The sequence below is a fragment of the Maricaulis sp. genome (assembly GCF_015665295.1).
Taxonomy (GTDB): Bacteria; Pseudomonadota; Alphaproteobacteria; order Caulobacterales; family Maricaulaceae; genus Maricaulis.
On record NZ_JADFAJ010000011.1, the window covers coordinates 66,298 to 79,679 of the forward strand.

The following is a 13,382-nucleotide window of genomic DNA, read 5'->3' on the forward strand; positions in this document are numbered from 1 at the left end:
TCGAGCGCAACAGGGCAATCACACCTCGCCGCAAGCACGCCTCCTGCCACCGTCATGTCAGTTGTCCCGTGTCCGGCGCTGGACCCGGCGGGATCGGCGTCCTATCTCCTGACATCGACCTCGTGCGCTGGACAGACCACACGACGTTCCCCTAACGTTCCGCACCGGTTGCGATTCTCAGCCGACAGGCGTGACCAATAAAGACAGGCAGACGCATGGCGCTCGACAAAATCCGCGTGCAGGGCGCACGCGAACACAATCTGAAGAATGTTTCGGTCGAGCTGCCGCGCGACAAGCTGATCGTGTTCACCGGCCTGTCCGGATCGGGCAAGTCCTCCCTTGCCTTCGACACGATCTATGCCGAGGGCCAGCGCCGCTATGTCGAGAGCCTGTCGGCCTATGCCCGGCAATTCCTTGAGCTGATGTCCAAGCCGGACATGGACAGTATCGAAGGCCTCTCCCCGGCGATCTCGATCGAGCAGAAGACGACCTCGAAGAACCCGCGTTCGACCGTCGGCACGGTCACCGAGATCTATGATTATATGCGTCTCCTCTGGGCCCGCGTCGGCGTGCCCTACTCGCCCGCGACCGGCCTGCCGATCGAGAGCCAGACCGTCAGCCAGATGGTCGACCGGCTGACCGCGCTGGAGGATGGCTCCCGCCTTTATTTGCTGGCCCCCGTCGTGCGGGGCCGCAAGGGCGAATACCGCAAGGAATTCGCGGAATGGCTGAAGGCCGGCTTCCAGCGGGTCAAGGTCAACGGCGAGTTCTACACGCTGGAAGACACGCCGACGCTCGACAAGAAATTCAAGCACGATATCGACGTGGTAGTGGACCGGATCGTCATCAAGCCGGACATGGAAAGCCGCCTCGCCGACAGTCTGGAAACCGCGCTGCGCCTGGCCGACGGGCTCGCGGTCGCCGAGTTCGCCGACCGCCAGGACGAGAAGGGCCAGGCCGAACGGATGATCTTCTCGGAGAAATTCGCCTGCCCGGTTTCCGGCTTCACCATTTCCGAGATCGAGCCGCGCCTGTTCTCGTTCAACAATCCCTTCGGCGCCTGTCCGAGCTGTGACGGTCTGGGCCAGTCGCTCAAGTTTGACGAGGACCTCGTCGTGCCCGATCGCGACAAGCCGCTCTCCGATGGTGCCATCGCGCCGTGGAGCCGGGCGACCTCGAAACTCTACCAGCAGACCCTGCAGGCCCTGGCCGGACATTTCGGCGGCGACATGTTCCAGGCCTGGCGCGACCTGCCCGAACCCTTCCGCAAGATTGTCCTCTTTGGCACCAAGGAGAAGGTCACCTTCGTCTATGAGGACGGGCTGCGGAAATTCGAGACCCAGAAACCCTTTGAAGGCGTCATCCCCAATCTCGAACGGCGCTGGCGCGAGACCGACAGCAGCTGGGTGCGCGAGGACCTGGCCCGTTTCCAGTCTTCCCAGCCCTGCGAGACCTGCGGCGGCCGGCGCCTGAAGCCGGAAGCGCTGAGCGTCAAGATCGACGGCCAGGACATTGCCGACGCCTCGAAACTTTCCATCCGCAATGCCCGGGACTGGTTTGGCGCCGTGGAAGCGACGCTGAGCCCGAAGCAAAAACAGATCGCCGAGCGCATCCTCAAGGAAATCCGCGAGCGCCTGCGTTTCCTAGTCGATGTCGGGCTGGACTATCTCACGCTTGACCGCGCCTCGGGCACACTGTCGGGCGGCGAGAGCCAGCGTATCCGCCTGGCCAGCCAGATCGGCTCCGGCCTGACCGGCGTGCTCTATGTCCTCGACGAACCCTCGATCGGCCTGCACCAGCGCGACAATACCCGCCTGCTGGAAAGCCTGCGCGGGCTGCGCGATCTCGGCAATACGGTGATCATTGTCGAGCATGACGAGGAAGCCATCCTGACCGCGGATTATGTCGTCGACCTCGGCCCCGCCGCCGGCATTCATGGCGGTGAGATCGTCGCCGCCGGCACACCGGAGGAAGTCACCCACAACCCGAACAGCCTGACCGGCCAGTATCTGCTGGGCACGCGGCGCATCGAAGTGCCGACCCGGCGCCGCAAGATCGACAAGAAACGCACGGTGAAAGTCGTCGGCGCGACCGGAAACAATCTCAAAGCGGTGGATGCGGAATTTCCGCTCGGCGTCCTGTCCTGCGTCACCGGCGTGTCGGGCGGCGGCAAGTCGACCCTGACCATCGAGACCTTCTACAAGGCCGCCGCGCGCAAGCTGCAAAAGGCCCAGCAGGTCCCCGCTCCGCACGACCGCATTGAAGGGCTGGACCGGCTCGACAAGGTCATCGATATCGACCAGTCACCGATCGGCCGCACACCGCGCTCCAATCCGGCCACCTATACCGGCGCCTTCACCCCGATCCGCGAATGGTTCGCCCAGCTGCCGGAAGCCAAGACCCGCGGCTACAAGCCGGGCCGCTTCTCCTTCAATGTGAAGGGCGGTCGCTGCGAAGCCTGCCAGGGCGATGGTGTGGTGAAGATCGAGATGCACTTCCTGCCCGACGTCTTCGTGCCCTGCGATGTCTGCCACGGCAAACGCTTCAATCGCGAGACGCTGGAGGTCCAGTTCAAGGGCAAGTCGATCGCCGATGTGCTCGACATGACGGTCGAGGAAGGCGCCGACTTCTTCAAGGCCGTGCCGGCCGTGCGCGACAAGATGGAAACCCTCAAGCGTGTCGGCCTGGGATATGTGAAGATCGGCCAGCCGGCGACCCAGCTCTCCGGTGGTGAAGCCCAGCGTGTGAAACTCTCCAAGGAGCTGTCCAAGCGCGCCACAGGCAAGACGCTCTACATTCTCGACGAGCCGACCACCGGCCTGCATTTCGAGGATGTCCGCAAACTGCTGGAAGTGCTGCACGAGCTGGTCGAGGCCGGCAATACGGTCGTGGTCATCGAGCACAATCTCGACGTCATCAAGACCGCCGACTGGCTGATCGATCTCGGCCCCGAAGGCGGTGATGGCGGCGGCGAGATCGTCGCGGTCGGCACGCCGGAAGACGTCGCCAAGGTCGAGCGCAGCTGGACCGGTCGCTATCTGGCCCCGATGCTGGAACGGGCGAAGGAATTGCGGAAGAAGGCGGGTTAGTCGGCGGCTTCTGCCGGGGCCGGCGCCGCCTCAACCCCGTAATCCGCCGCCTTGCCCTTGAACGCCCAGTAGAGCGTGCCGGCGAGCAGGACGACGGTTGTCACGGCGCTGGCTTCCGGTCCGAACACACCGCCGGTGAGCCACCAGGCGGCGTCGGGCCTGTCGGCGAGATCGATCAGGATCGGGCTGACCGGGCTGTCATGGCCGCTGACCGGCAGGCCAAAGCCCGACGCCAGCAGCCAGTTCCACGCCGCATGCCAGCCGCACACGCCCCACAGCGAGCCTTCCTTGATGGCGTAGAAGGACAGCATCACCCCGACCAGCAGGATATTGGCGAGGCCGAAAGCCAGCTCGGCCGACATCGCGATATTGGCGCCGTGCAGGAGCGAGAAGATCGCCGAATTGATCACCACGCCCCAGACAATCCCGTGCCGGGAGGTGATCAGCCCCATCAGCCAGCCGCGCATGAAGATCTCTTCGGTCGAGCCCTGCACGATGAAGCCGAGCAGGACCCAGGCGGCGGGTATGAGAATCGCCAGGGCGAGTGATCCGCTGGCCTCGACCTGATACCCGCCCAGCAGCCAGATACCGCCGACCACGACCGCGAGGAAGGCGAGGCCAAGTCCGTAGCCGCGCACAAACCGCCCGAGGAAATTCGCATTCAGGCCAAGGGCGGCAAGCGGGCGCCGCTCGAAAAAGATGACCCAGAGGAAGACCAGCACGGCTCCCGGCGCAAACGTGCCGATGAGCGTATAGGTCATGCCCTGCCAGGTCTCGTCCGACGTGCCATCGGCCGAGATATAGCCGAGGAGGACACCGGCTATCGCACCGATGACCGCGCCGAGGATGATCAGGGCAATGGCCATGGGAATGGCCGCCGCCGTCCAGGTCCGCCGGGCCCGCAGCCCGCGCTTGGCATAAATTTCCTGTCCGGCCATGTTCGATGCCCCGTTCCGCCGCCCAAATCTGCGCTGTCGCACGAGACTAGGCGGCGGCGGGAGATGTGGGCAAGTCCGGCTTACGCCTTTTCGACCACCGGCGCGGCGGCCAGCATGGCACTGGCATAATCGGTGATCGAATAGCCGGTCTTCGACTGGGAATTGAGCACATTGGCCGTGTTCCAGATCCAGCCGCCCGGCGATTGCCAGGTGTTGAGTTGCGCGGTCATCTGGCTGGGTGTCAGGGCCGGCGCCGAGGGTGATCCTGCGACCGCCATGCCCGGGCGGACAAAGGCCTGCGCATTGCTGACCCCGATCGACGAACCGGCCCGATGGATCTCCTGGACCCATATGCGGGGATCATTGCTCGCGCCGCCGGCATAGCATTGCAGGTTGAAGCCGACGACCGGCTGGCTGCCCAGCTCGGTCATGTTGGCTTTCAGGCAATCGATCCACATCGAGACGCCGTAATAAGGGCAATAGGTCAGCTTTGCGCCCATGCGCTGGTTGAGCTCGATCGTGAAACGGCTGATCAGGCCGGCCGGCTCGGTCAGGTATTCCTCATAGTCGAGGTCAAAACCATCGGCGCCGAGGTCCATCAGGACCTGGAAATTCGCAAAAAGGTTTGCTTCATTGGCCCCGCCCCTGTTCAGGATGGACTGGATGTTCTGGAAGTCGGACACACCGCCAGAGCCAACCGAGAACCATACATTCTGGGCCAGCCCGGCCTTTCGGGCGGCACTGATGATACCGCCGATCCCGGCACCGGTGGTCGGGTCGAGCACGCCATTGGTGACCAGCGGCACGTCATTGTAGTGCAGGTTGCCGTCCGGGTTCACATGGACTGACCAGAAGATGTAGTCATTCATGCGCGATGCGAGCAGTTCCGACTGCGTCGGGGCCAGCAGGTCAGATTTCCCGAACAGACCCGTGATGTACGCGCCGGCAAGATTGGTGGTCATGATAGTGCCTCCCTGGGCTTGGCGGAGGCCGTCCGCGCAGACTCACGGGAGACAGGATAGCAGATTTAATCTCAGGTTGCGATTCACGACAGGGCCACCCCCGGTCCGGACTTGTGCCGGACCGGGGGTGCGCGATCCTGTCAGACCGGAGCGGCGGCTCACCCCTCGCTGGGCGAGGCGCCCATCGGGTGGCCCGCGGCCAGGGTCGGCGCATCCGACGCCTCGCCCTCACCGCCGCTGCGGACCCGCACGGCATTATAGGCACCGATCGAGTGCCAGACCGCTTCCAGCATGACCTGGAAGGCGTAGAGCAGCACGAAGCCGACAATCAGGGCGATCAGCGTGCCGGGCTGGCTGAGGCTGGACTGGAGGCTGGCGAGAACGGCGTCAGGATCCACCTGGCTACCCTGTTCCGCGACATCGACCAGATCCATGAGCATCGGGAAGAGCGCCGCCAGCAGGGCCAGCTGGACCACGAAGCCCAGCGTGCCGCCAATCACCATCATGATGGCATAGGCAACGACATAGCTGACCAGAAGCGGCCAGAACACGCCCTTGCTGGCATCCCAGCTCTCGAAGAAGCGCAGGCGTCCGTCCAGCACGGTCAGGGCCGGCGCTGAAGCCAGGCGGATGGCAAAGACCAGCAATGCGACCAGAACCGCGAGGAAGGCGAGAAAGGCCAGCAGACCGCCACCGAAACCGATCGCTGCGGAATCGCCACCGCCCTGCGCCATCATCACGGCGCCGAAGCCGAAGATCCCGATCACCAGGGCCGCGCCGAAATAGGCCACCGCAGCCACGACCACGTAGAGCAGATTGACCCCGATCAGGCGCAGCTCGTCGCCGCCGAAACGGATCGGAACGACCGGCTTGATCTCACCCTTGGTGAGAAAGCGCAGCCAGGCGGCCTGGAACGTGACCGCAAACAGGAAGGTGAGCGGGATAATCAGGAAGCCATAGGTCAGGAAGGGCATCAAGATGCCGAAGACCTGCCGCATGGCGTCGGCATCACTGAGACCGCCATGGGCGTCCGCCTCGATGAGTTCGAACAGGTTGATATAGGCCGGCCCCATCATCATCACCGACAGGGCGACGAGAACCGCAGCGCACAGTGCCTGGAAGACGAAAAGCCAGAGCGCGCCGCCCGGCTTCTCGCCGAAGCGAATGAAAAACCAGAAGATTGCCTTGCCGATATCGAAGCTTTGCGTGGCCATGATCAGTCCCTGCCCTTGCGTCACGATAATACCATCATGCGCGCCTGACGAAAAATCGCCAGCGGGAACAGAGCCGCAATCGTCCCGCTAGGCGGAAGTTTGGGTTCGCACGGCGTGGAAATGGGCATAGAGACCGGCAATTACAGGCAGGTTGAGGATGGCAAAAAAGCCGGTCACCCGCATGTATTCCTGCATCATCACGAAGCCGCCCGAGGTCTCCACCGTGGCGCCGACGGTGACCGGCGTCGCCAGGAATCGATCACCCAACATCGCGCTGAGCGCCTCATAAAGCCCGATCTCGATGGCGAACAGGGGCAGGACTGCCAGCGCCATCGCGCCCATGATGCGCCAGGCCTGGCCCTCGCTGAGCGTCCAGACCGACAGGACCCGCACAGCGCGCTGCGCGATGCTGGCCGGGAATGAGATCGACAGACGGGCGATCAGCCAGGCAACCAGCAGGAAGGCGACGGCATTGACGACCCAGGCCGCGATCCAGTCGGCCAGTGTCATGTAGCTCATGGCGGTCGGCAGGTCGAAACCGGCCTCTTCCGGATTGATGCCGGCCCGGTCGACCGCACCGCCGGCAATCGTGCTGAACACGACAAAGGCGAACATGGCCGCCAACAGGGCGACGATGAGGACCAGCGCCGCATTGAGCAGGGCCACGATGAAGAGGCGCCACTCATCGCCGGACAACTGCAGCCCCCAGCGACCGGCATACTCGTCGCGCACGGCAAGGCGAAAGGCCATGGCCGAGAAGGCCAGGCTGCCAACGGTCATGGCGATCAGGGCCGTGGCATCAAGGGTCAGCCAGAAACCGTCCAGCGGCGCAGCCTGACCCTTTTGCGCCAGCCACAGCCGGACCGCATAGGCCAGGGTGAAGGGCAGGCCGGCCAGCGCAAAGCGCTGCCAGTGCGTGGCCAGCAGGCCATAGGCGACCACAACACTGCGCAGGACGGGTATGGGCAGGACGGGAATGGGCTGGCTCGACATGACGGCTCCGATCACTTCGTCGCCAGAGATACCGCCCTGCCCGCAAGGATCAAGCGCGACGCGCGGTCGCGTCAGCGCTGCATGCGGTAATCAAAGCGTTGCTCAACGCCGCTGCGCCGGACTGGAACCCCGTCCTGGGTGGCCGGGTCGTAGCGCCAGCCCTCCAGAGCATCGACCACAACCTCGTTGAACGCGCCTGGCGGGAAGCCGCCGACGATCTCGATGTCGTCCACTTCGCCGGTCTCGGTGACGACAAATCTCACATAGATCACGCCCTCAAACCCGGCCATTGCGACCTCCAACGGGTATCGCGGACCATCCCGCATGACGACAAGCCTGCCCCCGCCCGCTTGACTCCCATGCGCCCCGGTTCGATATGCCGCGCATGACAGATCAAGCGATGAAACCCGTTCACGTCATCGGCGGCGGCATGGCCGGTTCCGAGGCCACCTGGCAGCTCGTCTCCAAGGGCGTGCCGGTCATCCTGCACGAAATGCGCGGCGTGAAGGGCACCGATGCCCACCATACAGACGGGCTGGCCGAGCTGGTGTGCTCGAACTCCTTCCGCTCGGATGATCACCGCACCAATGCGGTCGGCCTCCTGCACGAGGAAATGCGCCGCCTCGACTCGATCATCCTGCGCCAGGGCGATGCCGCCCGCCTGCCCGCCGGCGGCGCGCTGGCTGTTGATCGTGACGTCTTCTCGCAGGCCGTCACGAAGGAGCTCTCCGAGCATCCGCTGGTGACGATCAATCGCGAGGAAATCCCCGCCCTGCCGCCGGAGGACTGGGACAGCGTCATCATCGCCACCGGTCCCTTGACCTCGGAAAGCCTGTCCGAAGCGATCCTGAAGGAAACCGGCGAAGGCGAGCTGGCCTTTTTTGATGCCATCGCACCGGTCGTCTATCGCGACAGCGTCAACACCGAGAAAGCCTGGTTCCAGTCACGCTATGACAAGGGCGAGACCGAGGCCGAGCGCAAGGCCTATCTCAACTGCCCGATGGACAAGGACCAGTATGAGGCCTTCATCGACGCGCTTATCGCGGCGGAAAAGACCGAGTTCAAGGAATGGGAGGCCAACACCCCCTATTTCGACGGCTGCCTGCCGATCGAGGTGATGGCCGAGCGCGGTCGCGAGACCCTGCGGCACGGCCCGATGAAACCGGTCGGCCTGACCAATCCGCACAATCCGACGGTGAAGCCCTGGGCCATCGTCCAGCTGCGCCAGGACAATGCGCTGGGCACGCTGTTCAATCTCGTCGGCTTCCAGACCAAGATGAAATACGGCGCCCAGGGCGAAGTCCTGCGCATGATCCCGGGTCTCGAGGAGGCCCGCTTTGCCCGGCTTGGCGGCATCCACCGCAACACCTTCCTGAACTCACCGAAACTCCTCGATGCGCAATTGCGCCTGAAGAGCCAGCCGCGCCTGCGCTTTGCCGGCCAGCTGATCGGTGTCGAGGGCTATGTCGAAAGCGCCGCCATGGGCCTGCTCGCGGGCCGCTATGCCGCCGCGGAGCGCCTGGGGACTGCCCTCATCCCGCCGCCTGCCACCACTGCGCTCGGCGCGCTGATCGGCCATGTCACGGGCGGTCATCTGGATGGCGGCAAGGGGTCTTTCCAGCCGATGAATGTCAATTTCGGTCTCTTCCCGCCGATCGAGCAGCCCACGATCGATGCCGACGGGAATCGCATCAGGGGCAAGGCCAAGACACCGGCGCGCAAGACGGCGCTGTCGGAGCGCGCGCTGAGCGATTTGGCGAGCTGGGCGGCCGGCTGACCTGATCAGCCTGGCGCATGGGCGGCGCAGAATGCCCGAGGAGGAAAGCCCGTGTCCCGATTCAATCCGCGTTCCCTGCTGGTGGCCGTGGCCGTTGGGCTCATCTCGGCAGGCAGCTGTCTTGCACAGGCCTTGCCGGCCGTTTCGGCATTCTCCCGCACGCCCCACGCGAGCCTGGTTGCCCTCTCTCCAGACGGCTCACGGATCGCCTTCGTGACCAATGACACTGGCGGGAACCTGATCCTGCTCGCCGCTCACCTGGCCAGTGGCGAGCGACGTATCTCGAACATATCGGGCCTCGTGCCGCATACCGTGCTCTGGGCTGACAACGACAGCCTGGTCATGGTCGCCAGTCAGTCCGGCCGCCTGCCCTATCTGGAAGGCATGGTCGATTTCACCGCGGCGTTCGGCTTTGAGATCAATAATGGCTTCGAGCCCGTGCGCCTGATGTCGCGGCAAAATTCCAGTGGCGGCATCGGCAGCAATCTCGGTGAGGAAGGCAATACCGGCCTCGACCTCAACCGCGGCCGTATTGCGGGGCGGGTGCCGTCAACCGGCGAGGTCATGATCGCGATCAACAGTGTCAGCCGCCAGCGCGACCTGCATCGGGCGAGTCCCGGCTCCCGGCGCTCGACCCTTGTCCACGAAGGTGGCGCGAGCACGGTCCGGTTTTTCCTCGATCGCGACGGCCAGGCCGTCGCCCGGATGGATTATGATGCAGTCGGTGACTATCAATCGATACGCGTTTTGCGTGGCGGCAACTGGGAAGAAGTCTTCGCGCTGGAAGACTCCCGGATCGAAGGGCTGGAAGTGTACGGCCTGTTGCCGTCCGGGGATCTCGCCGTCGGCTATTACATGGACGACCATCTAAGTGTCCTGCCGCTGTCGCTGGAGACCGGCGTGATAGGTGCACCGATCTTCCAGAACCAACAGTTCGACCATTCCCGTATCATCTGTGATCCGCATTCCAACCTCGTGCGCGGGGTTGAGGTGGAAGCGCAGACCCCCACGCAAGTCTGGTTCAATGCCGGGATTGACCAGTTGCGCGGCCAGCTTGAAGCCGCGCTTGGCGGCGTGCCGACGACCATCGAGACCTGGTCGAGCGATTTCACCAAGATCCTGGTCGCAACTCATCCGGCCAACGGCCCCACCGTCTATTACTATTTCGACGGAGAAACCGGCGCACTCTCCCAGTTTGCAAATTCGCATCCCGACCTCGCCGATGTCCAACTGCCCGCCCGTGAACCCTACAGCTATGCGGCACGGGACGGGACGCCCATTCCGGGCTACCTCACGCGCGCTGCCGGAGCGGGTCCGCAACCAACCATCATCCTGATCCATAGCGGCCCGCAATCACACGGGTCACTTCTCGTGCACGGTCAGCCGGAAGCGCGCGCGAACGGCCGCTTCGACTATTGGGCCCATTTCCTCGGCTCCCGCGGCTACACTGTCCTGCAACCCAATTTTCGCGGCTCCGATGGTTATGGCTATGCATGGGCACGCGCCGGCGACGGGCAATGGGGACGCTTGATGCAGCAGGACATTTCGGATGGCGTCAACGCGCTCACAGAGGCCGGACTGGCTGATCCTGACAGGATCTGCATTGTTGGCGCGAGCTATGGCGGCTATGCGGCGCTGGCAGGGGCAACACTGACGCCGGACCTGTATGCCTGCGCCGCGGCCTTTGCGCCCGTGACGGACCTGCCGGCAATGCTGGGCTTCATCGACCGGCGCACCGGGCTTTCCAGCGCAATGCAGGCCGGTTTTCGGCGGTCTATCCTGGGCGAAAACGACCTGTTGAGCTTCACCGAAGCCGACAATGTCTCCCCGCGCCATCTCGCGCCGGACCTGTCGATCCCGGTACTCATCCTCCATGGCGAAAGCGATAGCGTCGTTCCGATCGAACAGAGCGTGTTTTTCAACAATGCCGCACGCGACCGCGATTTGGTGACCTTCATCCGGCTAGAGGACGGCGACCATTGGCTCACCCAGCCGCAGACACGTGAAACGCTTCTGACCGAGCTTGAGCGTTTCCTCGCCGAGCATCTCGGCGAGGAATAAGGCGTGAGCCGTGCCCCGTTCCAAGGGCGACCTACCAGGGCAAGTCCTGGCCGGAGACGTGATAGAAACGGCCGCTCATGACCGGATTGCCATAGGCACGGGCAATCAGATCGAGCTGGCCGGAGACGGATTCCTGAACCGTAAGCTGACCATTGGGGCCCCCCATATCGGTCTTCACCCAGCCCGGGTGCAGGATCAGCACAACAATGCCGCGATCCTTGAGGTCTATGCTCAACGACTTGCCGATCGCATTGAGCGCGGCCTTCGAGGCGCGATAGCCGTAGCCACCGCCGCTGTCATTGTCGCGGACCGACCCCATGCGCGACGACTGAAGGGCAATCACCTTCATCTCGGACTCGGCGACGCGGTCCACAAAGGCCTCGACCAGGGCCAGCGGCGCGATCGAATTGACCCTGAATTCCTCCAGCATGGCGGCCCCTGCGGCGGCACCGAACCGGCGCGTCTCGGGCGCCATCATGCCGGCATTGGCAAACAGCAGGTCGACCGGCCCCGTGACCATCCTGGCCAGCGCTTGGGCACTGTCGGGATCGGCCGCGTCATAGGCATGAATATCCAGCTTGCCCGCGCCGACCTGCAATGCGGCGAGCTCTGTGGCCGCGGCCGGATCGCGAACCGCGGCGCTGACATGCCAGCCGCGCTCGAGCAATTGCCGGGCATGCTCCAGCCCCAGTCCGCGATTGGCTCCGGTGATAAGCGCGTGATGCATGTGTCGTCTCCTTGGTTGCCGCCATGTTGGACGCGAGCGCCCCGGCGAGGCAAGCCTCCTAGACCAGCTAGCGGCCGGTCAGGGCCAGCCAGGTCAGGCGCAGGCGTCGCGCCAGCGGATTGATATCCGCTGCCAGGGCGTAGGGATTGTCCGGCAAGCGCTTCAGATACCCCGCGGCCAGAAGGCAATAGCCCATCGCCGGCACGGCCTCGGCCGGCAGGGGGCGCGCCGCCTGCAGCCCTTCAACAGCGCTGCGGGCGGCCGCGATGATGCCGGCCCGTGCCTCGGCGACCTGCGCCTGCCCCAGCCCCTGGGCCATCATGGCGGGCGTCACGCCGGCCGCCGCCAGGGCCTCGCCGCCAATCGGAGCCCGTCCGATCTGCGCGCGCATCGGGAAGGCCCGCAACAGCCCGGTCAGCCCCCAGGCCCGTCCCGCATCCCGAATGCTGTCCTCGGGCACGGCATCGACGGCATCAACCACGATCAGGGCGAGACGCACCAGTCGCACAGCGGTTGCGTCGACATAGGCAAGCAGGTCGTCGAGATCGCTATAGGGGCGTGCCGCAATGTCATCGAAGCGGGCCTCGACAAGCGGTGTCAGTTGGTCCAGCGAAATGCGGTCCGTGAGCGCGGCCAGCCCCTCGGTCACATCATGACGACGGACCCTGGGCGGGTCGGCATGAAGGTCGGCGATGGCGTCGCGCCACCAGGTCAGCTTCATCTCGCCGATCAGGCTTTCCGAGCTGGAATCGGCCGCCCGGCCCAGCTCGTGATTGAGACCGTAAAGGGCCAGAAGACCGGCCCGTTCCTGCGGCTTTGCGAACAGGGCGCAGAGATAGCGGTCGGGATCGGCATTTTGCAGCAAGCTGTCGATTTCTTTGGCCATCATGCGTCTCCCGGGTGGACTTGGGCGGCATCCACACCATATGTGCGGACATGAAAACGGCCCGACCGGCCCTCATCTTCCCCGACTTCGTCACTGTAAGAGGTTCCCATGGCTTTCACCCTGCCCGATCTGCCCTATGCCAAGGACGCGCTGGCTCCCCATATCTCCTCCCAGACGCTGGATTTCCACCACGGGAAACACCACAACGCCTATGTCGGCAAACTCAACGGCCTCGTTGAGGGCACCGATCTGGCCGAAATGTCGCTGGAAGACGTGATCAAGGCCACTGCCGGTGATGCCGCCAAGGCCGGCGTGTTCAACAATGCCGCCCAGATCTGGAACCACACCTTCTACTGGCAGTCCATGCGTCCCAATGGCGGTAGTGCACCGACCGGCGATCTTGCCGCAATGATCGACCGCGATTTCGGATCGCTGGACGCCTTCAAGACCGCCTTCGCCGATGCCGGCGCCACCCAGTTCGGCTCCGGCTGGGCCTGGCTGGTCCTGGCCAATGGCAAGCTGGAAGTGCGCAAGACGCTGAACGCCGAGACGCCGCTGACGGATGAGGGCGTCACCCCGCTCCTCACCATGGATGTCTGGGAGCACGCCTATTATCTTGATTTCCAGAACCGCCGTCCGGACTACATCTCCACCTTCCTCGACAAGCTGGTGAACTGGGAATTTGCGGCTGAAAACCTCGCCGCTGCCCAATAAGCCTCTCGTCAGAGCGGCTCT

At 64.3% G+C, this 13,382-nt stretch carries 11 protein-coding genes; 4 read left to right on the forward strand and 7 right to left on the reverse strand.

The features are described from left to right. Positions 1-215: 215 nt before the first annotated feature. Complete coding sequence (gene uvrA, locus QZZ02_RS05480) at positions 216-3,089, forward strand: excinuclease ABC subunit UvrA (protein WP_291842891.1); 2,874 nt, start codon at positions 216-218, stop codon at positions 3,087-3,089. On the opposite strand, the gene QZZ02_RS05485 is transcribed toward uvrA, so the two are convergent. From QZZ02_RS05485 to QZZ02_RS05505, 5 genes are all read right to left on the reverse strand, one after another. Next, entirely contained in the window at positions 3,086-4,027 is a 942-nt protein-coding gene (locus QZZ02_RS05485) for a type II CAAX endopeptidase family protein (protein WP_291842892.1), read from the reverse strand. The two genes, uvrA and QZZ02_RS05485, sit on opposite strands and share 4 nt — an antisense overlap. Positions 4,028-4,107: 80 nt before the next feature. Then, positions 4,108-4,989, reverse strand: a complete 882-nt coding sequence (locus QZZ02_RS05490) for a hypothetical protein (protein WP_291842893.1) — start codon at positions 4,987-4,989, stop codon at positions 4,108-4,110. 158 nt (positions 4,990-5,147) lie between these two features. Next, the gene (locus tag QZZ02_RS05495) at positions 5,148-6,203 is read right to left on the reverse strand and encodes a hypothetical protein (RefSeq protein ID WP_291842894.1); all 1,056 of its coding nucleotides are present in this window, start codon (positions 6,201-6,203) and stop codon (positions 5,148-5,150) included. Positions 6,204-6,290: 87 nt separating this feature from the next. Next, a complete protein-coding gene (locus tag QZZ02_RS05500) occupies positions 6,291-7,196 on the reverse strand; it encodes a hypothetical protein (RefSeq protein WP_291842895.1) in 906 nt (301 codons plus the stop codon). Positions 7,197-7,267: 71 nt separating this feature from the next. Beyond that, on the reverse strand, positions 7,268-7,522 hold the full coding sequence (locus QZZ02_RS05505) for an energy transducer TonB (RefSeq protein WP_291842897.1): 255 nt from the start codon (positions 7,520-7,522) through the stop codon (positions 7,268-7,270). A gap of 50 nt (positions 7,523-7,572) precedes the next feature. Here QZZ02_RS05505 and trmFO point away from each other — a divergent pair, with 50 nt between their 5' ends. Next, positions 7,573-8,973, forward strand: a complete 1,401-nt coding sequence (gene trmFO / locus QZZ02_RS05510) for a methylenetetrahydrofolate--tRNA-(uracil(54)-C(5))-methyltransferase (FADH(2)-oxidizing) TrmFO (protein ID WP_366511502.1) — start codon at positions 7,573-7,575, stop codon at positions 8,971-8,973. A gap of 51 nt (positions 8,974-9,024) precedes the next feature. Next, positions 9,025-11,034, forward strand: coding sequence for an alpha/beta fold hydrolase (locus tag QZZ02_RS05515; protein ID WP_291842899.1), 2,010 nt, complete (start codon positions 9,025-9,027; stop codon positions 11,032-11,034). Positions 11,035-11,065: 31 nt separating this feature from the next. Here QZZ02_RS05515 and QZZ02_RS05520 read toward each other — a convergent pair whose 3' ends face one another. Further along, the gene (locus QZZ02_RS05520; protein ID WP_291842900.1) at positions 11,066-11,761 is read right to left on the reverse strand and encodes an SDR family oxidoreductase; all 696 of its coding nucleotides are present in this window, start codon (positions 11,759-11,761) and stop codon (positions 11,066-11,068) included. 67 nt (positions 11,762-11,828) lie between these two features. Beyond that, entirely contained in the window at positions 11,829-12,647 is an 819-nt protein-coding gene (locus QZZ02_RS05525; protein ID WP_291842902.1) for a squalene/phytoene synthase family protein, read from the reverse strand. A gap of 108 nt (positions 12,648-12,755) precedes the next feature. On the opposite strand from QZZ02_RS05525, the gene QZZ02_RS05530 reads away from it, so the two are divergent. Next, positions 12,756-13,361 (forward strand): superoxide dismutase, encoded by a 606-nt coding sequence (locus tag QZZ02_RS05530; RefSeq protein ID WP_291842903.1) that lies wholly within the window; start codon positions 12,756-12,758, stop codon positions 13,359-13,361. Positions 13,362-13,382 lie beyond the last annotated feature (21 nt).